Source organism: Sabulibacter ruber (genome assembly GCF_017355955.1).
Classification (GTDB): Bacteria; Bacteroidota; Bacteroidia; order Cytophagales; family Hymenobacteraceae; genus Nibribacter; species Nibribacter ruber_A.
This window is the reverse complement of record NZ_JAFFID010000005.1, coordinates 358,383-382,482: the sequence shown is the minus strand read 5'-3', so window position 1 is coordinate 382,482 and position 24,100 is coordinate 358,383. Positions and strand designations below refer to the sequence as shown.

The 24,100-nt window shown below is 50.9% G+C and carries 24 protein-coding genes; 12 read left to right on the top strand and 12 right to left on the bottom strand.

Annotated elements, in window-relative coordinates; translation table 11 throughout:
• Positions 1–135: 135 nt before the first annotated feature.
• Positions 136–432, top strand: coding sequence for a hypothetical protein (locus JT719_RS21610; RefSeq protein ID WP_207435836.1), 297 nt, complete (start codon positions 136–138; stop codon positions 430–432).
• A 97-nt stretch (positions 433–529) separates the two neighbouring features.
• On the opposite strand, the gene JT719_RS21605 is transcribed toward JT719_RS21610, so the two are convergent.
• Together JT719_RS21605 and JT719_RS21600 are read right to left on the bottom strand one after the other, a co-directional pair.
• Positions 530–1,195 (bottom strand): hypothetical protein, encoded by a 666-nt coding sequence (locus tag JT719_RS21605; RefSeq protein ID WP_207435835.1) that lies wholly within the window; start codon positions 1,193–1,195, stop codon positions 530–532.
• Positions 1,196–1,461: 266 nt separating this feature from the next.
• On the bottom strand, positions 1,462–2,307 hold the full coding sequence (locus JT719_RS21600) for an OmpA family protein (protein WP_207435834.1): 846 nt from the start codon (positions 2,305–2,307) through the stop codon (positions 1,462–1,464).
• Positions 2,308–2,651: 344 nt separating this feature from the next.
• On the opposite strand from JT719_RS21600, the gene JT719_RS21595 reads away from it, so the two are divergent.
• The 7 genes from JT719_RS21595 to JT719_RS21565 all read left to right on the top strand — a co-directional run bounded on the left by JT719_RS21595 (position 2,652) and on the right by JT719_RS21565 (position 9,087).
• Positions 2,652–2,873 (top strand): CDGSH iron-sulfur domain-containing protein, encoded by a 222-nt coding sequence (locus tag JT719_RS21595; RefSeq protein WP_207435833.1) that lies wholly within the window; start codon positions 2,652–2,654, stop codon positions 2,871–2,873.
• A 116-nt stretch (positions 2,874–2,989) separates the two neighbouring features.
• Positions 2,990–4,483 carry an APC family permease gene (locus tag JT719_RS21590; protein WP_207435832.1) on the top strand — a complete coding sequence of 498 codons (1,494 nt, stop codon included), beginning with the start codon at positions 2,990–2,992 and terminating at the stop codon, positions 4,481–4,483.
• 444 nt (positions 4,484–4,927) lie between these two features.
• Complete coding sequence (locus tag JT719_RS21585) at positions 4,928–5,485, top strand: porin family protein (protein ID WP_207435831.1); 558 nt, start codon at positions 4,928–4,930, stop codon at positions 5,483–5,485.
• Between the two features lie 357 nt (positions 5,486–5,842).
• Positions 5,843–6,355, top strand: coding sequence for a GNAT family N-acetyltransferase (locus JT719_RS21580; protein ID WP_207435830.1), 513 nt, complete (start codon positions 5,843–5,845; stop codon positions 6,353–6,355).
• Between the two features lie 95 nt (positions 6,356–6,450).
• The gene (locus JT719_RS21575; protein WP_207435829.1) at positions 6,451–7,476 is read left to right on the top strand and encodes a zinc dependent phospholipase C family protein; all 1,026 of its coding nucleotides are present in this window, start codon (positions 6,451–6,453) and stop codon (positions 7,474–7,476) included.
• 113 nt (positions 7,477–7,589) lie between these two features.
• Complete coding sequence (locus JT719_RS21570) at positions 7,590–8,204, top strand: deoxynucleoside kinase (RefSeq protein ID WP_207435828.1); 615 nt, start codon at positions 7,590–7,592, stop codon at positions 8,202–8,204.
• Between the two features lie 214 nt (positions 8,205–8,418).
• Positions 8,419–9,087 carry a DUF6565 domain-containing protein gene (locus tag JT719_RS21565; RefSeq protein ID WP_207435827.1) on the top strand — a complete coding sequence of 223 codons (669 nt, stop codon included), beginning with the start codon at positions 8,419–8,421 and terminating at the stop codon, positions 9,085–9,087.
• A 7-nt stretch (positions 9,088–9,094) separates the two neighbouring features.
• Here the strand turns inward: JT719_RS21565 and JT719_RS21560 are convergent, their stop codons facing one another.
• The 5 genes from JT719_RS21560 to JT719_RS21540 all read right to left on the bottom strand — a co-directional run bounded on the left by JT719_RS21560 (position 9,095) and on the right by JT719_RS21540 (position 12,826).
• Positions 9,095–9,505, bottom strand: coding sequence for a hypothetical protein (locus JT719_RS21560; protein ID WP_207435826.1), 411 nt, complete (start codon positions 9,503–9,505; stop codon positions 9,095–9,097).
• A gap of 154 nt (positions 9,506–9,659) precedes the next feature.
• Positions 9,660–11,027: a M23 family metallopeptidase gene (locus tag JT719_RS21555; protein ID WP_207435825.1), complete on the bottom strand. Its 1,368-nt coding sequence runs from the start codon at positions 11,025–11,027 to the stop codon at positions 9,660–9,662.
• 109 nt (positions 11,028–11,136) lie between these two features.
• Positions 11,137–11,391, bottom strand: a complete 255-nt coding sequence (locus JT719_RS21550; RefSeq protein ID WP_207435824.1) for a hypothetical protein — start codon at positions 11,389–11,391, stop codon at positions 11,137–11,139.
• A 31-nt stretch (positions 11,392–11,422) separates the two neighbouring features.
• Positions 11,423–11,845, bottom strand: coding sequence for a hypothetical protein (locus tag JT719_RS21545; protein ID WP_207435823.1), 423 nt, complete (start codon positions 11,843–11,845; stop codon positions 11,423–11,425).
• 165 nt (positions 11,846–12,010) lie between these two features.
• Entirely contained in the window at positions 12,011–12,826 is an 816-nt protein-coding gene (locus tag JT719_RS21540; protein WP_207435822.1) for an MOSC domain-containing protein, read from the bottom strand.
• Between the two features lie 531 nt (positions 12,827–13,357).
• Here JT719_RS21540 and xseA point away from each other — a divergent pair.
• Together xseA and xseB are read left to right on the top strand one after the other, a co-directional pair.
• Positions 13,358–14,938, top strand: coding sequence for an exodeoxyribonuclease VII large subunit (gene xseA, locus JT719_RS21535; RefSeq protein WP_207435821.1), 1,581 nt, complete (start codon positions 13,358–13,360; stop codon positions 14,936–14,938).
• 91 nt (positions 14,939–15,029) lie between these two features.
• Complete coding sequence (gene xseB / locus JT719_RS21530) at positions 15,030–15,242, top strand: exodeoxyribonuclease VII small subunit (protein WP_207435820.1); 213 nt, start codon at positions 15,030–15,032, stop codon at positions 15,240–15,242.
• A gap of 225 nt (positions 15,243–15,467) precedes the next feature.
• Here xseB and JT719_RS21525 read toward each other — a convergent pair whose 3' ends face one another.
• Positions 15,468–16,685 carry a S8 family peptidase gene (locus JT719_RS21525; protein WP_207435819.1) on the bottom strand — a complete coding sequence of 406 codons (1,218 nt, stop codon included), beginning with the start codon at positions 16,683–16,685 and terminating at the stop codon, positions 15,468–15,470.
• Between the two features lie 289 nt (positions 16,686–16,974).
• On the opposite strand from JT719_RS21525, the gene JT719_RS21520 reads away from it, so the two are divergent.
• Entirely contained in the window at positions 16,975–17,727 is a 753-nt protein-coding gene (locus JT719_RS21520) for a peptidylprolyl isomerase (protein WP_207435818.1), read from the top strand.
• 87 nt (positions 17,728–17,814) lie between these two features.
• On the opposite strand, the gene JT719_RS21515 is transcribed toward JT719_RS21520, so the two are convergent.
• From JT719_RS21515 to JT719_RS21500, 4 genes are all read right to left on the bottom strand, one after another.
• Complete coding sequence (locus tag JT719_RS21515) at positions 17,815–19,905, bottom strand: M13 family metallopeptidase (RefSeq protein WP_207435817.1); 2,091 nt, start codon at positions 19,903–19,905, stop codon at positions 17,815–17,817.
• Between the two features lie 174 nt (positions 19,906–20,079).
• The gene (locus JT719_RS21510; protein ID WP_207435816.1) at positions 20,080–21,027 is read right to left on the bottom strand and encodes a YihY/virulence factor BrkB family protein; all 948 of its coding nucleotides are present in this window, start codon (positions 21,025–21,027) and stop codon (positions 20,080–20,082) included.
• Between the two features lie 52 nt (positions 21,028–21,079).
• Entirely contained in the window at positions 21,080–22,123 is a 1,044-nt protein-coding gene (locus JT719_RS21505; protein WP_207435815.1) for a hypothetical protein, read from the bottom strand.
• A 1-nt stretch (position 22,124) separates the two neighbouring features.
• Positions 22,125–22,475 carry an MGMT family protein gene (locus JT719_RS21500; RefSeq protein WP_207435814.1) on the bottom strand — a complete coding sequence of 117 codons (351 nt, stop codon included), beginning with the start codon at positions 22,473–22,475 and terminating at the stop codon, positions 22,125–22,127.
• A 513-nt stretch (positions 22,476–22,988) separates the two neighbouring features.
• Between JT719_RS21500 and JT719_RS21495 the strand changes: the two genes are divergently transcribed.
• On the top strand, positions 22,989–24,083 hold the full coding sequence (locus JT719_RS21495; RefSeq protein WP_207435813.1) for an efflux RND transporter periplasmic adaptor subunit: 1,095 nt from the start codon (positions 22,989–22,991) through the stop codon (positions 24,081–24,083).
• The last annotated feature ends 17 nt before the right edge of the window (positions 24,084–24,100 follow it).

Genomic DNA, 24,100 nt, shown 5'->3' with positions numbered 1-24,100 from the left:
CACCTTTGAATTGCTCTATCTTGGAAGAACAAAGCTATTGCTGAATCTTTATCATCAGGAGGTAAGGCTCTTATAACTTTTTAGGGGGTTTATCAGTTAAGAGAAGCTGAAGCAAAGCCTTAAATTATACTGACTATGAAAAAGCTAATGATGATATTGGCAATGGCTGGCATGACCGGTTTCGTTGCCTGCGATGCCCAGTCTGGAAAGAACACTACTTCTGCGGCTACTGATGCCGAGCAGAACTCCAGCAACCCTAACAGCAATACCAGTATTGTAAACGCCAACCAAAACGATACAACCGGTGCATCTGCTACCGAGAAAACCCAAACCAGCGTGGGTAATTCAGACACCCGCGGCGAACAGAATAACTCAGACTCCCGAACTACTAAAAATCAGCAGTTAGGCGACAGCACCCAACCGCAACAATAACCGTTATCTCTATAAACCGGAAGCTGTTTCGGGGCTGTTTCTTTGAGAACAGCCCCGAAACAGCTTCCGGTCTTTTTTATAAAGTCCAAACTCCTGCCTAAGGAGTCTGTTTTTTAGCTCTTTGCTGTTCTTTGAACTCCTGCCCAGAGCGCAAAGTGTAGAACTCGCCAACCAGGGTCCTGATTTTGATTTCATCCAGAGTAGAGAGTTTCTCTTCCACGGCGGCCTTACGCTTGCCCAGGTTCTGGAGGATGTACTCGGCGTAATCCCAGTCGCGGGCGGTCCAGTTGTGGCGCTTGGTGCGCACGTTCTGCATAAACCGGATATAGGCTTCACGCATGTGGATGGAACTGATGTTCTGCACATTCCCGAACGAGCCCAGCAACTCCTTCTCCCGCAACCTAACTTCCTCAGCCTGTAACGGAACCTCATCGGCCATGGGCCGGGATTCCAGCTCCTGGAACCTGGTTTTCAGCTCCAGAAATTCCCGCTTGGAGTTTTCTGACAGGTTCTGGAAACTGTTCTCAATTTTATTGGCCTGCCGGTTGAAATCACTTTTGATGGTAGGCCACTCGGCGCGGGTGGTGGTGGCAATCTTGTCTGACTGGGTTTTCACCCATTCTTTGAAGTTGCGTAAATCCTGCTCTGCCCCGGTATCCTGAGAGGTGGCTGGTTTATTGACAGCACTTTCCTGAGCCCAGGCCGTGGTTCCGAAGGAAACCGTCAGCCCCAGCAGCAGCGCCAAAATCTTTCCTTTTTGCATAGTTTTTTCTAATAAAGGGTTGTAGGTAGCTTAATCAAAGGTATCTATTTTTCTGAAAGCACCTTTAGCTTACAGCAAGAACAACGCCAGAATAGCACGGGCATTTTGTTTATAGAAGCCTTATTTTGTTTCTGGCCAGATTTCCTTTAAACACGCTAAAAGCAGTGAACCCCGCCTGAGGTATTTCACCTTGGCGGGGTTCACTGCATTTATAGAGACTGTCAAAATTGCCGGGCATGAGGCAAAGCTTAGCCAGTAGTCAATGATTAGTTCTGCTCCAGAATCTGGAAGAGCTCGTCTAGTTTTGGCGTGAGGATGATCTCCGTGCGGCGGTTTTTCTGACGGGCCTCGGCGGTGGTAGCCGGGTCAATAGGCACGTACTTGGAACGACCCGATGGCGTTACCCGCTGCGGCGAAACCCCGGATTCAGTCAGGATGCGGGTGATCTCAGTGGCGCGCAGCACACTCAGGTCCCAGTTATCCTGCATGCCGGCGGTGCCTTTGGCTACGGGAACATCATCGGTGTGGCCTTCTACCAGCACGTTTACGTCTTGCTGGTTCTGCAACACGCTGGCCAGTTTCTTAAGCGCCTCCTGCCCCTGGGCGTCTACTTTGGTGGAGCCAGACTTGAACAGCAGTTGGTTTGACAAAGACACGTACACTTTGCCGTTGCGCACATCTACGGTCAGGTCAGAGGCTTTGAAACCCAGCAGGGCGTTGCTCACGGTTTTGCGCAGGTTGTTTACGGCGCGGTCTTTCTCGTCCAGAATGCGCTGCATCTCGGCCAGGCGGGCTTCGCGGGCTTTCAGGTCGGCGCTCAGCTTGTCTACCTGCTGGCTTTTGTTTGTGAGGTTGGTTCTCAGGGAAGCCTCCGTGGAAGCGTTCTGGGCGGCCAGATCAGCTTTCTCCTGGTTCAGGCGCTCTTTGTCTTGCTGCAGGCGGGCTCGCTCGCTCTCCAGCTCGGCTTTCTGGCGGGTAAGCTCGTCCTGAAGCACCACCAACGATCTGTTCTCGGCTAACGCGGCTTTATATTTTTTGGAAGATACGCAGGAACCTAATACTCCTACAGCCACACAAGCGGCCATGGCTTGGGTAAAAAGTCTGTTTTTCATAATGCTTTTAAAGGTTAAACAGGGTATTTACTTCATCAAACCCTGCGGTTTTACTTACGCAAGGCTTGTTGTACGGGTTAAAACAGCGAAAAATACGGACGCCATGCAAACTCTGCTCTTATAATCTGTTCCGCCGTGCTGCCCACCCAGTACCCCAACTTCCTTTAGAATGATTCTGAAATAGCCCGTTTACGCCCAGAAACCTCTGATTTGATGTTACGCTTTAGGCAAAAGCTTTATCTTTGAAACGAGGCAAAACCAGTCAATCCGGTTTACCCAGGAATTGGCCGGGTTCTGTGTCTCAGATTCACTTACCGTTTTACCCTTTATTTCTGAAAAACAGCATGAAAACCAAAATAACTGTCAACAATAACGGCTCTCTGAAGGTAGAAGGCGATTTTTACGTAGTTGATCCGCAAGGAAACGAGTACAACCTGCAAGGCAGAGAAGTTGTTTCTTTCTGCCGTTGCGGTCTTTCCAAAAACAAGCCGTTCTGCGACGGTTCTCACAAAGGCCATTTTGAGCACGATGCCGTGGCGTTTGAATTACCACCGCGCAAAGTCTAAGGTACAGGCTGAAAAGCAACCCAGAATCTTGAAAGGTGCGGAGGCTATGTCTTCGCCTTTTCTTTTTACAGGCTATTTTTCCAAATTCAACCTCTTTTCAATAGCTACATCCTTCTATGACCCAAACTTCTACGGGATTCAAACGCGAGATCAAGTTATTTGATGCCGTGATGCTGGTGGCCGGTTCCATGATTGGTTCCGGTATTTTTATTGTCTCCGCCGATATTGGGCGGTCTGTGGGCAGCGCGGGTTACCTGCTGCTGGTATGGGCGCTCACGGGTCTGATGACCCTGGCCGGGGCCCTGAGTTACGGCGAACTCACAAGCCTCATGCCGCGCGCGGGCGGCCAGTACGTGTATCTGCGGGAGTCCTATGGCCCACTGGTGGCGTTCCTCTACGGCTGGACCCTTTTCCTGGTGATCCAGAGCGGCACCATTGCGGCTGTGGGCGTGGCGTTTGCGCGTTTTACCGGCGTGCTGGTGCCGTGGTTCTCAGAAGACAACGTGCTGATTGATTTGGGTTACATCTATATAAATGAAACCCCTATTCACCTCATATTTACCTCGGTGCAGTTGCTGGCCATTGCCTCCATTGTGCTGCTCACGCTGGTGAACCAGCAAGGCGTAAAGAACGGAACTATTATCCAGAACATCTTCGGGAGCACCAAGCTTATCGCGCTGTTTGCGCTGTTGGGCTTTGGTCTGTTGCTGGGTACTAACCCTGAGGTGATTGACCTGAACTTCTCTAACCTGTGGGATGCCCAATCGGTGGTGTTGGACAAAGAAACCGGAGCCATCACGCGCACCACCTTGTCGGGTTGGGCCTTGATGGTGGGTATTGGCACGGCCATGATCGGGTCGTTGTTTTCTTCCGATGCCTGGAACAACATCGGGTTCTCCGGCGATGAGATTGTGAACCCCAAACGCACCATCGTGCTCAGCATGGCCATCGGGACGGGAATTGTGACCATTCTGTACGTACTGATCAACGTGGTGTACCTCACCATTCTGCCGTTACAGGGTGACCCAACCGGCACCGATGCACTAACCCGAGGCCTGCAGTTTGCCAGCAATGACCGCGTGGGCACCGCCGTGGCCGAGGTGATTGGCGGCGCACCAGCTACCATCGCCATCGCTATTTTGATCATGATTTCCACGTTTGGCTGCAATAACGGGGTCATTCTTTCGGCGCCGAGGGTGTATTACGCCATGGCCAAAGACGGCTTGTTTTTCCCAAACATGGCCAAACTGAACAAGAATGGCGTACCGGGCGCGGCCTTGGCTATTCAGTGCGTGTGGGCCAGCCTGCTTTGTCTGTCGGGTCGGTACTCAGACCTGCTGGACTACGTGATCTTTGCCGTGTTGCTCTTTTATATTCTCACTATTGCCGGCATTTTTGTGCTGCGCCGCACCATGCCAGACGCTCCCAGGCCATACAAAGCCATTGGATACCCGGTATTGCCCGCGCTCTACATCCTCATGGCCACGTTTATCTGCGTTATCCTGTTGATCTACAAACCCAATTACTCTTGGCCCGGCCTGATTCTGGTGGGCGTGGGAATTCCTGTGTATTACCTCTTCGGGAACCGCTTCCGGAAGATTGAGGAATAAGAAACCTTTTTACCAGATCAGAAGACACCGCTGTTTCCTTTGCAGGGAGGCAGCGGTGTTTTTTTTTCGGCCTTCTTTGGGCAAAAGGAAGCGAAAACAGATAGCCTGTAAAAGCAAAAAGCCTTCCCCGTCTGGGAAGGCTTTTCAAAATATTGGTTAAATAACGTTTATGCTACTTCTGATGTGACTATTGTCAAAGTGTAACCAAGCTACTATCGTATCCCTTAAAAAACTAAACCAATTCGGCTTCTCTTATTTAAGATTCAACGTCAGTTTTAACGCTCAATTTTTACTTCATCAATTCGCTTTTCACTACTTAACCAACATATACAGCTTCTTTAACGGGATACTTTTTACAGGGTTTCAGTTGCTTAGGGAAAACTTTTTGAAAAAGCATCTTTCACCGGCTTTTAGCCGTACCACTGATACCAGAATTTTAATTTTATGAAGAAGTTGTTGTTGGCAGGAGCCCTGTTGGTATTGGGTGCATTTGGGGCCGAGGCTCAAACCAGGTTGGGAATTAAAGGAGGTTTGAACGTCTCCTCCGTCAGAATACCAAATACCGAGTTACACCCTCGTTTGGGGGTTCATGTGGGTGGTTTCGCCTCCACTCCTATCTCCCGGAGCTTTGCGTTACAGCCCGAAGTCCTGTACTCACAGCAGGGTGTGGAAACAGATGACTTTGTGTATACCTACCATTACCTCAACGTACCCCTGATTTTCAAAGGCTATATCTCCGGCGGACTGCACGCGCAGGTAGGGCCGCAGTTCGGGGTTTTGCTGGCCGCTAATCGCAGAGAAGGAAAAGTTTCGCGTGATATTACGGAGAACCGGAACCGGTACGATGGTGCCATTGCCTTAGGCCTGGGCTATGATGTCTCCAGCTGGCAGGTTTCGGCCAGGTACAACCTGGGGCTTTCAGATACCAGAGATAACAGTGACAGCGGCATAAGCCACGCAAACAACGTGTTCCAGCTATCACTGGGATACAAGTTCAGGTAAGCGACTCCCTCCCGATTTTTCAAAAGCTGTTTTCCGGCCTCAATGAGCCAGAAAGCAGCTTTTTCATTTTCCTCCTTTTCTGAAGAATAGAGCCTGTAAACAGCTCTGTTTGCCGATACCCGGAAGAGTAGCCTGAAATTAAGATGGAAAAGGACCTTATAAAGAATCTTCACAGAAAACTCATGGCGGGCAAAGTTTTTCAGCTCACCTAGGGGTTTTCCTCTCTATTTTTGTCATAGCTCTACGCAGGCAGAAAGATTACGCCCGCTTGTAAGAGATTGTGGCTTAGATACTTTTCATCAGTTTAGCCTCAGTCCTGCCAGGTGGGTCTTACTTACAAACCTATTAATACAGGTAATGAATACTTCTTCCTTTTCCACCGAATCTATCGTGGTTCGGCCTACTACTGATGCAGCTCTTATCCGGCAACTTGCTCATGCCACCTGGTACCCCACCTACCAAAGCATTTTATCCCGGGAACAGATTGAGTTCATGCTGGAGGAAATCTACTCTATAGACTCTCTGCAAAAACAAATGGATGAAGGGCAAACCTTTCTCCTGCTTCAGGACAACGGAACCCCTGCAGCCTTCGCGGCTTTCTCTCTCCTTGATGCAGAACAGCAGCTTTTCAAGCTCAACAAAATTTACATACACCCTGATTTTCAAGGAAAAGGCTTTGGCAAACAACTTCTGGAAGAAGTGAAAGAACGAGTTAAAAGCCAAGGCGGAATTAAATTGGAATTAAACGTGCACCGGGAGAATCCGGCCCAGCACTTCTATTCAAAGAACGGGTTCAAGATTTCACAGATTGTAGACATTCCTTTTGGCAGATTCACCTTGAATGACTACATTATGCATCTGAATCTGTAAAAACCCGGGCTGTTGGTTACCTAGAACAAGAGGAAGTACGCGTATCAATATTTCAATAATAATTGTAATATTTAAGAATTACACCATTAGAGGCAATGCGTAAAGTTCTATTAGTCTTAGCTTTAGTTTTAAGTTGTTCTGTTTTAGGATATAGCTGGGGCTTCTTCGGCCACAAAGTTATTCAGCAACTGGCCATTTACGCGCTCCCCAAAGCCATGCAGGCTTTCTACCACCGGCACATGGCTACTTTGGTGGAAACTGCCGTGCGGCCAGATGAGCGCCGAAACTCAGACCCGGAGGAAGCCCATAAGCACTACATAGACCTGGAGGCCTTCGGATCCAATGTATTGCAGGAAATGCCCGAGGCCTGGTCTGCCGCCGCGGCCAAATACAGCAAAGACAGCTTAAACAAATACGGCATTGTGCCTTGGGAAGTGGTGAGGATCAAAGGTCTCTTAACGCAAGCCTTCTATCGGAAAGACACCGATAGCATTCTCTACTACTCCGCTGACCTGGCCCACTACATTCAGGACGCGCACGTTCCCCTGCACACCAGCCTGAACCATGACGGGCAACTCACCGGCCAGCACGGCTTGCACAGCTTGTGGGAATCCAAGCTACCAGAACAACACCTGGCCACTTACAACCTCAAGCATGCCAAAGCGCAGTACCTGAGCAACCCAGAGCACGAGATCTGGCAAGTAGTGCGGGAGTCGCACAAACTGGTGCCCCAGGTATTGTCCTTTGAAAAACAAGCCAGCCAGAACTTTACAGACGCTACCAAGTTCACCATTACAGAACGCAACGGCCGTACCCGTAAAAACTATACCGATGCTTTCGCCAGCGCCTACCACCAAGCCCTGGGCACCATGGTGCAGGACCGCATGAGAGCCGCCGCCGAGCGGACCGCTTCTTTCTGGTACACCTGCTGGGTAGACGGCGGCAAACCTGACCTGGATAAGCTGCTCTCCACCCCGCGTACCAAAACCGAAAACAAGCAACTGAAGCGTGAACTGAAAGCTTGGAAAAAGGGCAACCTACAGGAAAAGGACCTGCTTCTGACCAAAATCAGGATCTCCCTCATGAACGTGGTGGAGTGGGTACAGGAAAAAATTGCCTGAGCCTGTTAGCAAAACCACTGCTTTTTTGCCTTTTAGATGAAGGATGGGCTAGAAAAATCTGCGCTGAAAGCCGTACTTTTGCCGTCCGCATTTAACACCAGCAGATAGAGCACATGCATATTGCAATTGTAGGCAACATTGGCGCCGGAAAAACCACCTTAGCCACTAAACTGGCCCAGCATTACAAGTGGGAGGTTTTCCTGGAAGCCGTTGACGATAACCCTTACTTAAAAGATTTCTACGAAGACATGCCCCGTTGGGCATTCCACTTACAGGTCTTCTTCCTGAACAGCCGCTTTAACCAGGTGCTGCAGATCAATGAACGTACAAACGGCGTAGTGCAGGACCGCACTATTTACGAAGACGCGTACATTTTTGCCAAAAACCTGCACCAGTCTGGCATGATGAGCGACCGCGATTACCAGAACTACTTCAACCTGTTCACCTCCATGACCAGGATGGTGAAAGCCCCTGATCTGCTGGTCTACCTCAAAGCCGATCTACCGAAACTTATTGGCCAGATTCAGAAACGCGGCCGCGACTACGAAGACAACATCTCCCTGGCGTACCTGAAGAACCTCAACGAGCACTATGACCAATGGATAGCCGGTTACAAGCACGGAAAACTATTGGTGGTAGACGTCAACCAGATGGACTTCGTGCAGAACCCAGAAGATCTGGGAACCATCATTGACCGCATCAACATTGAGCTGTTCGGTCTGTTTTAGACCAGAAAGCAAGAATTAATTGAAGAGCGTTTTTAGGCTACTTCCTCAAAAAGGGCCTGAAAACGCTCTTTTTGTTTAGGGCAGATTTTGGTTTCCGCAAAGGTGCGTACTTCTAGTATTTGCATTACGGCCACCTTCTTTCTGCGGAAAGTACGGAGATATAATTATCCAGGTCCTAAGATTCCCGTATACATAGAGAAAAAGAGATATCTATATGAGAACCACCAGATACATCGGCATATTGGCATTTCTGATTGCTTTAGCAGGCGGCAGCGCCTGTGATCGCACCTCCCCTGCCAACACAGAGGTTAACAACCAGCCTAAGACCCGGGCAGAAGAAGATTTAGCGGAGTTCAGGGACTGGATTGAGGGAAAGACCAGCAAAGCAGACGGCGACACGGCTAACGCCAAGTGGTCAGATATCAAAGAAGAGTTCAAGCAGAAAACCGCCAAACTAGACACCCGGCTTGACAGCCTTTCGGCGGAGTCTAAAGAGGAATACAAAGAACTGAGACGGAAATACGAGACCTGGGAGGCCAACAACCAGAAACGCACCAGCACGCCCTTAAGTCAGGATACGCTCAAGCGGTTCAACCAGGAATTACTAGGCTCTGCGAATGCCCTGGCAGCGCATCTCACGGCGGAGCAGATGCGGGACGTATATACCCAGTTTGTGCAGAACGTGCGCATGCGCCGCGATTCCTGGACGGCTTCTGACTGGGATTACGTAGACGAGATTTACTCTCAGTTAAACAAGAAGAAAGACCAGGTAGAAGACCAGATTCCGGCCAAAGACAAGCTTAAGATAAAAGCCCTGCAGGCAGAGTACCTGGCCCTGGAAACCGGAAAAGACGCCAAAGATTTGTATAAGGGCGTAAAATAGACCTGGGTTATTCAGGCTGGGCATCCAGCCACTGTTCAGCGGAGGCAAGGTCCCGGAAGAGTTCTACGGTACAGATGGGAGCTAGCCTTTGCTGCAGATCCTGGGCGGGAGCCAGATCATGCAGATCGCGGGAGAGTACCATGGCAAAGTACTTCAGGCCGGCTTCGCTCACCTGGGGCATCCAGTCATACTGCAGCCAGTCATTGGCCTCCTGCCAGTCGCCGGTTACTTCGCTTTTATCGTTCAGTAATTTAGCGCAGCGTTTCTCTTCCTGCAGCTTCAGGTAGGTATTGGCGGCTTTGACCACATCATCGGGGTTAATGTGCCCAGACCACTTCACATAGAACCAATCATGTTCGGCTACATATTCCACAGAAATGTAGGAGTGAGCGCTGTTTACTGCCCAGATATTGGCCATAGCAGGAAGTTTAGGTCTACATACTACTTCTAAAACGTAAAAAGAGGAATAGAAAAGACTACTTTTTGCCAGTAGTTCATTTTGGGAAGGTACGGCAACCAAGGGGGAATGTTCCCCCTTGGACCGATGGAAAAACAAGATAAATCAGGAAGGTTTACTGTGCCATATCGGCCGAAATCCAGCCGGTGGTTCCGTTAGAATCTTTCACCAGCAGGAAAGTATCCTGCTTGGCCAGCACTCTAACCGTTGAATCTGGCTGCAGATTTTTTTGAGTAGCCGCCTCCGGGGTAGAAGCATCCAGTAAAGGAGCCTGCTGGCGTAAGCGTACGGCTCTGATCGGTTTCTCCAGGGTTTCTACCAAAGAAGCCGCTAAATAGCCTTGTTGCCCGTCTGGGAGCATTACGCGGTACCAGGAAGAAGAACCCGCCAAGATCTGTAGCGGGGCGTGCTGAGAAAGCGTGCGCAAAGTAGCAGCCTTTGAAGTGGGGGCTACCCTAAGGGCAGCATTGGACTTGGCAATCCGGGCCCAGTCTCCAAACTTTTTCTCGTCCACTTTCAAAGAAGCAGGAGTTGTACGGTCTTTATGCACATACGGGAACGGATCAACCGCGCCTTCTCCAAACCGGTAAATCCCGAAATGCAGGTGCGGCGGGGTAGAAATGGCGTTGCCGGTGTTTCCTAGCAACCCAAGCGTGTCTCCAATGGAAACCCGCTGCCCCGGCTGTACCAATTGGCTATCCAGGTGCGCATAGTACAGGCTTTGCCTGCGTTTCATATCAGTTAGCCAAACCACTTTCCCTCCAATGGGCGTGGTGTTCACCCTGGTCACAGTTCCTTCCACCGAGGCTACCACCGGCGTATTACGTGGGGCAAAGATGTCAATGCCTTCGTGTTTCCGGGCGCCGGCATCTCGGTCAGCTCCCCAGAAACTTTGCACTGCGCGGCTGTCTTTGCCCTTCACCGGGAAAGCCAGTGTAGGCATGGTTTCAATGGTGACGGTGTATTGCCCGCCTCTCAGCAACTCAGGTTGTACCCGCAGCAAGTGCGGCAGTTCCTCCTCTACCTCGTACTCCAGGGAAGTAGCGGTAGAGTCTGCGTAGGAGACCTGCTTAGGATCAGCGGCGTTATCTGGGTTAGCCTCAAAGAGGTCAACAAAAACCTGCGGGGCATTATTCCCCTGGGTCTCCACCTTCACCGCTACCTTTTGTCCTTTCTTTATGGAGAACTGGTAACCGGCCGCCATGGGTTTATCGGCGGGGAAATAGCCGGTTTCTTTGAAGGGAAGCGTTACCGGTACAGGTTGCTGCAGGGCGCGCTCACCGGCTGTTTTCCATTGCTGCCCCAAGGCGGTTTGGTCTAGTTTGGCTTCTTTCAGCCCGGCCTCATATTTCTCGTAAGGAGATTGCTTCTTGAAAACTCCCCGCAGCGTTTGCTGCGGACTACAGGAAGATAAGAAAAGAATGCCTAACACTATGAAAAGAAGCGACGTGTGGGGGCGTTTATAATGAATCTGAAATCGCATTTTTGATGTACTACTTTATATACAATAAACCCGATTACGCCAGAGAAGATTCCTTCTGCCGCAACCGGGTTTATTGTACGCAGGATAACCCTGTAAGTAGACGCAGGCGCTAGTCTTCTATCCGATGATGGGGGTGCACATACGTAGTGGCGGCTTGTTCATCCAGCACCTCGTACTGGTCCAGCATGAGGTGCACGTTGCCGTTGTTGGTTCCTTTCACATACACACCCTCGGGCGTGCGGTAAATAGCGTAATTATGAATCCCGAAGGGATACAGGTTATTACTGCGGAGTTCCTTGGCGTACGTTAAGTCCAGCTCTTCTCCGGTAGTTGTCTTGATGAGGTAAAGGCTATGCTGCGTCATGACGAATGGCGGCTAAAGAATGTAAAATAATTTATTTGCTGACCTGCATGGTTTGCCCGGCAAGCCAGCGCTTGGCTTCAGTTTGGGAAGCGAAGTGCCGGTTCAGGCAGATGCCTTTTCCGTTAGAGATTTCCTCTACCGTTGTTACCGCTAATTTGGTAAAGATGTTCTCTGGCACCACCAGGGCAATGTACACGTAATTTTCCGGGGCATGCTGGGCCAGTTGGGGAATAATCACGTTTGCCACCCATTTCTGGTCTTCCGGGGCTACTATGCCCATCTCCCGCACATCCACAAACAACCGGTGCGAGGGGGCTTTTGCCATACTGGCCACAACGCGCAGGTTTGCGTCTCTGAATTCCGCCGACGTTCCCTTGCGTTTGTATCTCAGGTAAACAGCATCCAGCAATTCATCATAGCCTGTGGTGGCATAGGCATCATCTGTGTGCACCATGTAAAGAAGTGGTTGGGAGTTGGCTTAAAAGCACGCAAATTACACTAGAACGGTTCTCTTAGCAAGCACTGAACGCACGTTTGTTTTGCAGCTGTTTTCTGTAAAACAAGGCTAAAACAACGGCAGGTAACCTTCCTGAGGAAACTGAGCGGCAGACTCCGCAAACTAAGAGGCTGCTTCCATAACCGTAATGCGATCACCCACGGCAATGGTGCCGGTAGACAACCCAATAAGGTTCATCCCAAAGATTACCTTGTTTCCTTGTTTCCGGTACGTAGAAAGGGTTTTCAGCGGTTCCTGGCTAGCCTGGGCGGTGTTTTGGTCTATGGTGGTCACGGTGCAGCGGCCGCAGGGCTTGGCTCCGTAAAACAGCACATTGCCAATCTTAAAGGTTTTCCACTTCTCCTCGGCGTAAGGCAATCCGCCGGTAAATACAAAGTTGGGCCTGAACCGATTAATAGGCACCGGCTGCTCCAGACGGCTGTTCAGGTCATTCAAAGACTCCTGCCCTATCACCAGGAAGGGATACCCGTCTGAGAAACTCACTTTCTCGTTGTGCTTGGCGTAGTTTGGGTCAATCAATCGGATGGAGTTCTCCGGCATGTACACCAGGCGGCAGCTGATTTCCAGCACTTCAGAAAACCAGGCATTCGCCTCGGGGCTTACAATGTAGGCAAAGCAGATATCGTCCCAAACGGTAACCAGGGTAGAACGGGTGCTGTGCGTTTCATACGGCACCACCAGCGCAGGAATGTCTTTGGTTTTATGCGTCACTACCAGGCCTTCGGGGGCCAGGGATACCTGCAGAAGCGCCATGCCGGCTAGTTTACGCTGGGTCAGGAAAATGCCACTCTCATCAATCAGCATCCACCGGCGATCATATTTCAGTCCGCGTTCCTCTACTTCCGCCGAGGTTAGGGAAATGCCGCCTAAGGATTTAATAGGATAAATATAAATTTCGCTAAGTACTAGTGTTGACATACAGTTTCTGCTGAGAAGCGTGGCCTCTAAGGTCTATGGGTTACCAAAGGTAGGAATGATTCCTAAAACGCGAAGAGGCCCCCTAAGGATTTGCACTTTAGAAATAATTTCAACATTAAGCAAAACTATTCTTTAAGCTGCCTCTCCGCCAGCTAATTCCTTAATGCCCGGAATACATCAGCCCTGAACTTCCATGACCAACTTTTTTTAATCAGGGCTGTTGGTCTGCTTTTCCTGGATGGTGCGTTTCTCCGGAATTCCGTTTTTGCTCTAATTTGTATAAAACAGCTCTGAAACGGTCACCGCCCTGAAGCGCCGTATACATCAACTATTTGGTAGTCAGAAGGTAGCCTAAAACAATGCAAAGGGAAAGCATATTTTGCGAACAACTGAAAACTTAACTTAACCATCTTTTCATCTTTCTCACCTTTACTAATCCGGCAGAAAGAATGCTTAAAATTTTAGCCAATCAATTGGCAGCATTCATAAAAACCGTAATTTAGGTGACGGAAATTAAGAGGAGCGCACGGAATGGGGACATATTTTCAGAGTTATCGCGAAGAAATATCGTTTACGGTTAGCACAAACCGGCCCTTTACGCTCTATGAGTTCAACCGCCGCCTGCGCGAGGAAATTGAGAACGCGCTGCCGCACCGGTACTGGATCATCGCGGAGATTTCCGAGGCCCGGGTGCATCACCAAAGCGGCCACTGCTATCTCACCCTCACCGACAAAGAACCCGGCTCTAAAAGCACTTTAACCGCTCAGGCCCGGGGTACCATCTGGAAACGCCAGTACCAGGAAATTGCCCAGTATTTTGAGGCGCAGACCGGGCATCCGCTCCGGGCGGGGCTTAAGATCCTATTCAACGCCAGCCCCCGGTTCCATGAGTTATATGGGTTCAGCCTGGAGATCCATGACATTGATCCTACCTATACGTTAGGCGATCTGGCCCGGCAGCGGCAGGAAACCATTGCCCGCCTGCAAACCGAGGGCTTGCTGGAGCTAAACAAAAAGCAGGTTTTACCCGAGGTGCCGCAACGTCTGGCCATTATCTCCTCGCCTACTGCTGCCGGTTACCAGGACTTTGTCTCGCAGTTGGCTAACAACCCGTTTGGGTATGCGTTCCAGCTCACCCTGTTTGAAGCCAGTGTGCAGGGCATTGAAGCGGTTCCCTCCATTAAAGCGGCGCTTTCCAGGGTAGCCTTGCAACGGCAGGCCTTTGACGCGGTCATCATCATCAGGGGCGGAGGTTCCCAGACCGATTTGCTGTGCTTTGACCATTATGAGCTGGCTTCCGCCGTGGCACAGATGCCTTTGCCCATTTTAACCGGAATTGGGCACGAGCGCGATGAGTCCATCACAGATCTGGTGGCGCACACGCCCTTGAAGACGCCTACCGCCGTAGCGGCCTACCTCATTGACCGCCTGAATGAGTTTGAAGCTGCCGTAGAAGGTGTTTTTCTCCAAATCAAGGATGCTGCCACCGCCCTGGCCGTAGCGCAAGAACGCCGCGTGGCATTACTGGCCGCCCAGATTCAGCAACGCACCAACAGCTACCTGCACCGCCGCCAGTTTCAACTGGAATGCCAGACGCGCACCCTGTCTGACAAACCGCAAAAGTACCTTACCCAGGAACAGCGGCATGTCATGTGCGAGGAAATACGCCTCACTCATGCGGTGGAGCAATTGCTGAAGCAGAAAGAGGTGAAACAAGAGCATTACCTCCTGCAACTGGAAACTAACACCCTTAAAAAGTTGGAAGCTGGCCAGCGAAAGCTCACCCACGTGGAGCATTGCCTGCAGTTATCGGCCAAACAGCGCATCCAGCAGGCGCAGCTGCATTTCCAGAAAAACCAGCAGCGGTTAATTTACGGGGCCAAAGACCATCTACAGATCAAAACCCACCAACTGCAATTGCTGGAAATGGACGTGCGGTCCAACGACCCGGAAATTATGCTGATGCGCGGGTACACCCTCACTTACGTGAACGGAAAACTGCTTAGGTCTTTAGACCAGGTAACTCCCGGCGATGTCCTGCAAACCAGGTTGCTGGCGGGCTCCGTGATCAGTAAAGTCACCAAAACCAAAGAACCAGACCTTTTTAATTAACCCAGAATTAAGAATGGACAATTGAGAATCAAAAACACTTCTTTTGACCTCTTATTGCAGAACCAATTCTTAATTCAAAGATAGAACCGATATGAACAATCTTACCTATAAACAAGCCACCCAGGAGCTAGAGGCCATTTTGAAGGCCATTGAGAACGACGATGTAGACGTGGATGAACTCACCCAAAAGGTGCAGCGCTCGTCTGAGCTGATCAAGCTATGCAAGCAGAAACTTCGCACCGCCGAGGATGCCATCACCCAGGTGTTCCGCGACATCAACTGCGAAGATCCTAAAGCTGAATAATCTTCTATTTCAGGGCTACTTTCTAAAAACCAACCCCAAAATAGGAACTTGCTTAGAGTCTCTGCCGCAAATCAGGTTAACTTATTTCTTGCACATTCCTGAGTATCAGCCATTGAAACACCAACGCCAGAACTACATCCGTTTACAGCCCGGTTTTTCCAGAACTGGCGCAAAACAAAAAGGGAGCCTTATACAAGGCTCCCTTTTTTATGTCTATCCCATAGATTACAGATGGATGATAGGATCTGCGTTGCCATCTGGATCAGCTTTCACAAACCCGCTGGTAGTTGGGTTGCCGCCCGTGATGAGCATCACCCCTGCAGCGTGCGGTGTAGCCATTGAGGTACCGCTGATGGTATTATAACCACCGTCTTTCCAAGTAGATTTGATGTTTACCCCAGGGGCGCAGTAATCTACCGGCGGGTTACCGTAGTTAGAGAACGAAGCCCAAGTATCGGTGCTGTTCATGGCCGAGATGGTGTAGATGTTCACACCGTTGGCGCGGGCCGGAGAGTGGTTGTTGGCATCATCGGTCTCGTTACCAGAGGCCAAGCAGAAGATAACTCCGCTTTTGGCGGCATTGATCACCGCATTGTCTAGGGTGGTAGACACACCACCGCCTAAGCTCATGTTGGCTACATCGCCGGGTTTGCCGTTAGCGCCCACATAGTCAACTCCCGCAATAACGCCAGACGTAGAGCCGCTTCCTCTTGAATTCAATACCTTCACAGCCACTACTGTAGCGTTATAAGCTACTCCAACAACACCAATGGTGTTGTTTTTGGCGGCAATAGTGCCCGCTACGTGTGATCCGTGCCCGTTACCATCATTGGCATCGTTTGCATCTGAGCCGGAGGTGATGAACGTGCGGCTACGGGCCACGTCTACGTTCAGGTCTGGGTGGTCTAAGTCTACGCCGGAGTCAATTACCCAGGCCGTTTTACCGGTTCCATCGGCGTAGCCTACGCGGTTGATGCCGTACGGCACTTCCTGCGCGGGTTGCGCTGTCCCTCCCCCGGCCGGCTTGCCTAAGCTGATGATTTTATCCTGTTCAATATAGGCTACACGCGGGTCGCGGCGTAACTTTTCAACTTCGGCATCTGACAGGTCAGCGCTAAAGCCCTGCAATACTTTCCCGAAAGACTGCTCAATGGCCTCTGCCCTGATTCCGCGTTCACGAAGAATCTGCTGCCCGAAACCTTTTACCTGGCGCAGGCGCTCGGCATAAGTCGCGTTGGCCGCTAAACGCAAGCCGCTGTTGCCTTTCAACACTACAATGTACTTACCGGCAATCAGGTCGCCGCTGTTAGACTGCGCTACAATTTCTTCTGGCTGGGCAGCGTCTTCTACCTGCTCGCAGCTCTGTAAGGAAAACGAGGCCGCAATTATCGCTGCCCCAATAAAGAATTTTAACTGCTTTACTGAAATGTAATTTTTTAACATAGAAGGGGTTGTTTTGTTTGTTAGGTTGGAATAGGATTTATAGCTCAACTGAGCTTAACGAATATAGAAGAAAGAAACCTTTAGCACAACCCCATTTCTTTGAATCTTTCAATTATTTTCAACGTAAACAGCCGCCTTAAATTCAATAATGCTATATTCTTTAATCCTTCCCTGCGAACTCTCCTGAACTATAAGATTTAAAGAAATCGTGCTTAGCCTCCCTCTTTTGGGTTTTTGCCCCGCAACGTATAGCTTTACCAAACACCAGAAAGCAGATAAAAACTAGCAAATGGCCTCTTTGTCTTTTCTCTTTTCCAAGAAAATACCTTTTCTACTTGGCCTGGCGGCTTTGGCTGCGTGCCAGCAGAAACAGGAGCAAGCCCCGGTGGTCCAAAAGCCCGCTCCTTTTGTGCCCACTGAGTTAACCCAAGAGATAGTGGTAGATACTCTTACCGCCTATGGCAACGCCCACCCTAACGATACCCTGGTGCTCATCAGCACACCCAAAGGCGACATCAAAATCAGGCTGTACAAAGACACGCCGCTGCACCGCGCCAATTTTGTGCGGTTGGCTAACTATGGGTTCTTTGACAAAACGGTGTTCTTCAGGGTAGAGAAGGATTTCATGATCCAGGGCGGCCGCTCCGATTTCCAGACCATGCGCATTGGCTCCTACCGCATTCCGCCCGAGATACAGCCCCACTACTTCCACAAACGTGGTGCGGTGGGCATGGCCCGTTATGGCGACAAGGAAAACCCTGAGCGCATGTCTTCCAACAAAGACTTCTACATTGTGCAGGGCCACAAACTGCCCGAGCATGAACTGCAGGCCAATATCCAGGAATACAAACTGAAACTCACCCCGGCTCAGAAAAACACCTATAAAACGGTAGGCGGAGCCCCTAACCTGGACCAGACCTTTACGGTCTTTGGGGAAGTGGTGGAAGGCATGGAAGTAGTAGACAGCATTGCCGCCGTACCGGTAGACCAAACCAAATGGCCGGTGAAAGACATCGGGATGAAGGTTCGGGTGATCAGGTAACATCTCCTGTAGGCTACAATAAAAAACGCACCCCATTTCTGAGGTGCGTTTTTTGTGTGGTTTAGCTAAATAAGCCTTGAAATGGGATTACCAGATGTGTACCCGCTCTGCTTCCGGACGGTACATCTTGTTGCCCGGTCCGCAACCGAAGGCTTTGTAGAACTGCGGCATGTTAGACAATGGTCCGTTGATCCGGAAAGAAGCCGGAGAATGCGGATCGGTCAATACTTGCTGGCGCAGGAAGCTCTCCGTGGCGTTGGTTCTCCAGATCTGGGCCCAGGCCAGGAAGAAACGCTGCTCTGGGGTGAAACCATCAATTTTGCCCACGTTTTTGTTCGCAATGGCTTTCTGCAAAGCGGTGAAGGCAATGTTCAGACCACCAATATCGGCGATGTTTTCGCCCATGGTCAGTTTACCGTTCACAAACACGCTGTCCAATGGCTGCATGGCGCTGTACTGACGATCCACCAGGTTGGTGCGCTCCTTAAAGCGGGCTTTGTCTTCGGCGGTCCACCAGTCTCGCAGGTTCCCTTCCGGGTCATATTGGCTTCCCTGGTCATCAAACCCGTGGGTCAACTCGTGACCAATTACGGCGCCCATACCCCCGTAATTCACGGCGTCATCGGCTTTGGGGTCAAAGAACGGAGGCTGCAGAATACCGGCCGGGAACACAATCTCGTTCATAGACGGGTTGTAGTACGCGTTCACGGTAGGCGGTGTCATGCCCCACTCTGCGCGGTTTACCGGTTTACCCAGTTTGTTCACGTTGTCCAGGTAAGCCCACCGAGACGCATTGAGAACGTTCTGCAGGTAAGAAGTACGGCTTACACTCAGGCCTTCGTAGGTTTCCCACTTGTCTGGGTAGCCAATCTTCACCGCAAAGGCATTCAGCTTGTTCAACGCCTGTTGCTTGGTGGCATCGCTCATCCAGTCCAGGTTTTTCACGTGCTCCTGGAACGCCGCGCGCAGGTTGTTCACCATCTCCAGGGCTTTCGCTTTGGCCTCCGGCGAGAAGGCTTTCTCTACGTACTCCTGCCCAAGGGCTTCACCGATGGTGGCATCGGTCATGCGCAGCACGCGCTTCCAACGGGGCTGCATTTCTTTGGCGCCGCTCAGGAATTTGCTGTTGAAGTTGAAGCTTTCCTGCACAAAGGCCTGGGGCAGATACGCCGCCGAGGTGCGGGCCAGATGCCAGCGCAGGTAGGTTTTCCAGTCTGAAACTGGCACTGAGGCCAGCATGGTGTTGGCTTCTTTCAGGAAGTTAGGCTGAGCCACAATTACTTCTTTGGCGCTGGCAGTGTTCAGGTTCTTCAGCAGCGTAGGCCAGTTGAAGTTAGGCGCCAGTTTCTGCAGTTGGGCTACCGTCATTTTGTTGTAGGTAGCGTGCGGATCGCGCTGCTCCACGCGGGTCATAGACGCTTTGGCCAGACGGGTTTCCAGCTCCATCACCTTGGCCGCGTTCTTCTGTGCCGTGGCGGCGTTGTCGCCCAGCAACTGAAACATGTTGGCTACGTGCTTCTGGTACTCCTGGCGCACGCTCTGTGAACGGGCATCGGTTTTGGTGTAATAATCCCGGTCTGGCAGTCCCAGGCCGCTTTGTGTGATGTTCACAATGTACTGGGTGCTGTTTTTATCGTCTTGGCCCACATAGAAGCCAAAAACGCCTCCTCTGCCAATGGTCTTCAAATGCGCCATGGTCTGCAGCAAATATGCCCGGTCTTTCACCGCGTTGATGCGGTCCAACTCCGGCTTCAAGGGGGTAAGCCCGGCTTGCTCAATGGCGGCAGAGTCCATACCGGCAGCGTAGAAATCGCCTACCAACTGGGTAGAAGAACCTTTAGACGCATTGTTTACGCGCACGGCGGCATCTACCACGGAGCGTAAGGTTTTGTTGTTGTTATCGGCTAGCTCATTGAAGCTGCCCCAGCGGCTTTCCGAGGCCGGAATAGGATTGGCTTTCAGCCAGCCACCGTTGGCAAACAGGTTAAAATCCTCGCAAGGCGAAACGCTACGGTCCAGGTTAGCCATGTTCAGGCCAATTCCTTTTACCTCTGGTTCAGAGGCACTAGCCGCAGGAGTTTGGGTGGTAGACGCCTGCTGTACCGCAGGTTTAGAACAGCCCGCCACAACCACTCCGGTCAAGGCAGAGGCCAGCCAAAGTATTTGGGTTTTCTTCATAAAAATGAATGAGATTAAGAATGCTTGTCTTTTGGATAGACTATTAAGAACAGCAAGTTAAAGCTACGTCCTCCGTAAAGCAAGAGAAATCAAACAAACGATTGTATAAACCATTGAAAAACAAGGCTTCAACGCCGTCCAAACCCTATTTATTCTCTAAAAGCAAAAGAAGGGTTAAAGAAGCGGTGCCTGCTCGGTGTCGCGCCACTCAAAGAAGGTAGCAAAATGTTTTGGCCGCAGGGGCTGGTTGATGTACCTTGAATACACCAGGGTAAAGCAGGCTCCAAAGAAGAAGATCATGGCCGAGTAGAAAATGAACAGCAACAGCACCACAATAGAGCCCGAGGTGGCATAAAGTGACCCCAGATCACTGTTCACCAGCACGCGGGCCAGCACCATTTTGCCCAACAGGAACAGCAAAGCCGTTACCGCCGCCCCTACCCAAACCGCCCGCTTAGGCATGTGCCCGAACGGCAAAAACCGGAAGATAATGGCAAACCAGGCGGTCTCCACCGCAAAACCAATCACACGGTTGATGAACTGAAGCACGTGCAGCTGCACATGCTCATCCCAGAAAATATAATGGTCATTAAGAAAGGCCAGAGACCCATCTATCACCAGAAACGCCAGGAAGAGCAATCCGCTGGAAAAGATAATAAGCAAAGCCCTGAACCGATTGCGCAGCGCCCCCCGCAAATGCTGATGTCCTTTTATCTTGATGCTCCACAGCTGGTTCAAGGAATTCTGAATAACGGTGAAAAGCGTGGTGGAAACGAACGTCAGGAAAAGGAAGCTTAAAATAGCCGCCCAGCCGTTGCCCTGCAGTTCCAGGAAATTGGTTAGAATGAGCTCAATCTGTCCTGCCACATTCTCCCCCACCAGACTGGTTAGCTTCTCAAACAACTCGCCGGTAATGAGGGCATCGTTAAAGAGCACGCTCAGCAGAGAAATGATCAGGATCAGAATAGGCGGCAGCGCAAACAACGTAAAAAAAGCCGTGGAGGAAGCCAGGCGCAGCGGGTCATTTTGCCGAAACAAGTCAAACGCATCCTTGAAGAGACGTAGAAATGGCTGTACTCTGGAGGTCAGGTGGGCAGGCATAAGAGCAATCATCAGCCCCATTACGTAAAATGCCGTTTTGTGGCTGATTTTTGGAAAAGAAGGTGAAAACGGGTTACAAGTGTCTTACCATCAACTTCAACTGAAGCCGAACAATATCGCCCATGGATTTACATTGGCGGAACTCCTCGTTTTTGTGGTGAAGCGCCAGCTCATGGCGTAGCTGCTCTACTTTCTCCTGCGTGGAGATGGTGTCTTTGCGCATGCAGTCAATCAGGTCTTTAAGGCGGTAGCGTGCGGCCCGGATACGGCGGAACAGCAAGGTACGCTCCTCATTCTGGTACTGGCGCATGGTTTCCACGGGAAGCCACTGGATGCAGAGCGCCACAATGGGGTTGTTGTCTTTGAAGTACTGGGGCAGGTACATGGTTTTGCGGCCCTCGTAGCTCTGCTGGTCAAAATCAATGGGCCGTACGCGGTACTGCTCTTCCTCAAAGTCTGGGGTAACGGCCACCACGTAATTATAAGAGCGCATGTCACCCAGGAGAAGGGCAAAACAGCGTTCATTGAACTTCACAAACTCTTTGGCCAGGCGTACCTTGTTCAGGTTAGGCCGGCCCAGGTAATGCTTGATGAACTCATCGCCGGGAATGCCCGCAATGTGCTCTTCTATGAGCGAGCTGCCATGCACCAGGTAATTGATACGGTTAGGCGAGAGTACGTGCTCCAGTTCCAGGCCGTAAATGCGCGAGGCATCGGCTTTCTTGAAGTAGAAGTAATCGAAGTTGTCATTGAGCAGGTTCACAATCCGGATGCGGAACGGGTTGGAATTCCCGAAGGTGCAGTAATCTACTCGCTGTACCGAAAGCTGCTCCATGAGGCTCTCGTTCCCGTTGGATTTCAGCTGGATGTAGATGCGCGTGAGCCCCTCGTAGATTTCCTGCATCATGCCCTGGTCATACACCACCGTTTGCCACAGCGTGTCATGGCCCCAGCGGTCGTACAGCGGATAGGCATCTGAGAAGTGCAGCAGGTCCTGGTAAGAAATGGGCAGCGGTGCCGAGCGGTCATACTCCCGCAGGTACCGGCGCAAGGGCTCCGTAACCGGATAGTACTGCTTCTTTTTGGAAATCTGGTTGGGGTCTTTGGTTTGGGCCATGCTACAACAACTCTTTGGCGGGGTCCCAGAACAGTTTGTCAAAATCAACAACCTTATCGTCTTTCACCTGCACGCCTTCACTCTCCAGGTGGGCCTGCATGGCGTCAAAGGCTTCAAAATGCTGCTTGCCGGTGAGCATGCCGTTGCGGTTCACCACGCGGTAGGCAGGAATGCCCTGCTGCGCATGGGAAGCAATAAGTGCCCACCCTACCATGCGGGCCGATCCTTTGGCCCCCAGGTACGCCGCTATGGCTCCGTAGGAAGTCACCCGGCCCGGCGGAATGAGTTTCACTACTTCATAGACATCCTGGAAGAAGTTGGTCTTTTTATCGGTGGCTTCGGTTTTAGGCATACGCTTGAATTGACAGGCTTTCTCCCTTGCCACAATGGGTAATTTGCAGGGGAATTTATTTTTTTCAGGTTCCTTTTAAACCTTCAGTCTGTTTTTAGGTCTAATTTTTAAAAATAGCCAAAAAACGGAATAATTTTACCCACTGCCACGGTGAGAAAGGCTCTTAGAGGCCTGCCTGGCAGTGTAAACGTGTTTATATATCCCCCTAATCCGATTTCGGAAATGAAAAAGTTGCTTCTCCCTCCGCTGGTTCTCCGGCAAAACGGCTTTCGCGGCCAAAAGCGCTTGTTTGGGAACTTATCCCAGGAAAACGCTTCCCTTTCAGGTTTCCACTAGATAGCCATTTTGCTTCTGAGGAGGCTGTCAGGAGAATGTCTTTACCTCTTCTTCCAAGGCCAGGGGAACCATGCAGCCACCGCTTAGGGTTATCTATAGCTGCACCAACCATGAACTAACTAAACCTTTAACCACTTTAATCTCAACAAACGAAAGAATTTTCGTATTTCTAAATCTATGAAAATCAAACACATTGTATATGCGCTACTGATTATCGGCTTCGGGGCCTTGGTGTATTACCGTATCTCCAGCAACAAAGAACAGGCTGGAGCGGGCGGTCCCGGCGGCGGAAGAGGCCCGGGCGGACCAGGTGGTGCTGGTCGTGGCATGCCTATGCGCGTAAGCGGTGTGGTGGCTACCCCCCGGGAGTTTGCCAATTCCCTGGCCGTGACCGGTTCCATTGAAGCCAATGAACAGATAGAAGTAAGAGGACAGGTATCTGGCCAGGTGCGCAGCATTTCCTTCCAGGAGGGCAGCAACGTGCGTAAAGGACAGGTGCTGGTGAAAATAGACGATTCTGAACTGCGGGCCCAGCTGGCCCAGGCCCAGACTCGCCAGACGCTGGCCGCCGAAAATGAAAGACGCGCCCGTCTGCTTTTGCAGAAAGAAGCCATCAGCCGCGAGGAATACGACGTAGCCCGCGCCGAACTGAAAACCGCCCAGGCCCAGATTCAGCTGGTGCAGGCGCAATTGGCCAAAACGTCCATTGTAGCACCGTTTTCCGGAAAAGTAGGCTTAAGAGCCGTATCGGTGGGTACGTTCCTTACTCCTGAAACCGTGGTTACGAACCTGGTAAGCACCAACCCCGTGAAAATCACCTTTGCGGTGCCTGAGAAATATGCCAACCAGGTGAAAGTGAACACAGAGCTTACTTTCACGGTAGCTGGCTCACCAGACAAATTCACGGCCCGGGTGTACGCCATTGAGCCTAATATTGAAGCCACCACCAGAACCCTGCAATTACGTGCCCGGGCCGATAACCCGAACGGCGTGTTATTGCCTGGTTCTTTCGCCAACATTGAACTGCCTTTGACGGTTATTCCTGATGCGCTCCTGATTCCAACCCAGGCGGTGGTACCGGTACAGAACGGGAAAAAGGTATTCATTGCCAGAGATGGAAAAGCCAAAGAAGTGATGATTGAAACCAGCACCCGCACCGAGAAAGACCTGCTGGTAACAGCCGGCCTGAACCCCGGTGATACCGTTCTGACCACGGGTGTGATGTCTTTGAAAGAAGGAAGCCCAGTGCGTGTAGCCCTGGCGAAGCCATAATTTTAAATAAACGCTTA

Coding starts and splice junctions, on each gene's coding strand:
- JT719_RS21610 (WP_207435836.1), top strand. CDS start 136: ATGAAAAAGCTAATGATGATATTGGCAATGGCTGGCATGACCGGTTTC.
- JT719_RS21590 (WP_207435832.1), top strand. CDS start 2,990: ATGACCCAAACTTCTACGGGATTCAAACGCGAGATCAAGTTATTTGAT.
- JT719_RS21565 (WP_207435827.1), top strand. CDS start 8,419: ATGAGAACCACCAGATACATCGGCATATTGGCATTTCTGATTGCTTTA.
- JT719_RS21580 (WP_207435830.1), top strand. CDS start 5,843: ATGAATACTTCTTCCTTTTCCACCGAATCTATCGTGGTTCGGCCTACT.
- xseA (WP_207435821.1), top strand. CDS start 13,358: ATGGGGACATATTTTCAGAGTTATCGCGAAGAAATATCGTTTACGGTT.
- JT719_RS21555 (WP_207435825.1), bottom strand. CDS start 11,027: ATGCGATTTCAGATTCATTATAAACGCCCCCACACGTCGCTTCTTTTC.
- JT719_RS21500 (WP_207435814.1), bottom strand. CDS start 22,475: ATGCCTAAAACCGAAGCCACCGATAAAAAGACCAACTTCTTCCAGGAT.
- JT719_RS21545 (WP_207435823.1), bottom strand. CDS start 11,845: ATGGTGCACACAGATGATGCCTATGCCACCACAGGCTATGATGAATTG.
- JT719_RS21515 (WP_207435817.1), bottom strand. CDS start 19,905: ATGAAGAAAACCCAAATACTTTGGCTGGCCTCTGCCTTGACCGGAGTG.
- JT719_RS21570 (WP_207435828.1), top strand. CDS start 7,590: ATGCATATTGCAATTGTAGGCAACATTGGCGCCGGAAAAACCACCTTA.
- JT719_RS21495 (WP_207435813.1), top strand. CDS start 22,989: ATGAAAATCAAACACATTGTATATGCGCTACTGATTATCGGCTTCGGG.
- JT719_RS21595 (WP_207435833.1), top strand. CDS start 2,652: ATGAAAACCAAAATAACTGTCAACAATAACGGCTCTCTGAAGGTAGAA.
- JT719_RS21505 (WP_207435815.1), bottom strand. CDS start 22,123: ATGGCCCAAACCAAAGACCCCAACCAGATTTCCAAAAAGAAGCAGTAC.
- JT719_RS21520 (WP_207435818.1), top strand. CDS start 16,975: ATGGCCTCTTTGTCTTTTCTCTTTTCCAAGAAAATACCTTTTCTACTT.
- JT719_RS21540 (WP_207435822.1), bottom strand. CDS start 12,826: ATGTCAACACTAGTACTTAGCGAAATTTATATTTATCCTATTAAATCC.
- JT719_RS21575 (WP_207435829.1), top strand. CDS start 6,451: ATGCGTAAAGTTCTATTAGTCTTAGCTTTAGTTTTAAGTTGTTCTGTT.
- JT719_RS21550 (WP_207435824.1), bottom strand. CDS start 11,391: ATGACGCAGCATAGCCTTTACCTCATCAAGACAACTACCGGAGAAGAG.
- JT719_RS21600 (WP_207435834.1), bottom strand. CDS start 2,307: ATGAAAAACAGACTTTTTACCCAAGCCATGGCCGCTTGTGTGGCTGTA.
- xseB (WP_207435820.1), top strand. CDS start 15,030: ATGAACAATCTTACCTATAAACAAGCCACCCAGGAGCTAGAGGCCATT.
- JT719_RS21560 (WP_207435826.1), bottom strand. CDS start 9,505: ATGGCCAATATCTGGGCAGTAAACAGCGCTCACTCCTACATTTCTGTG.
- JT719_RS21510 (WP_207435816.1), bottom strand. CDS start 21,027: ATGGGGCTGATGATTGCTCTTATGCCTGCCCACCTGACCTCCAGAGTA.
- JT719_RS21525 (WP_207435819.1), bottom strand. CDS start 16,685: ATGTTAAAAAATTACATTTCAGTAAAGCAGTTAAAATTCTTTATTGGG.
- JT719_RS21585 (WP_207435831.1), top strand. CDS start 4,928: ATGAAGAAGTTGTTGTTGGCAGGAGCCCTGTTGGTATTGGGTGCATTT.
- JT719_RS21605 (WP_207435835.1), bottom strand. CDS start 1,195: ATGCAAAAAGGAAAGATTTTGGCGCTGCTGCTGGGGCTGACGGTTTCC.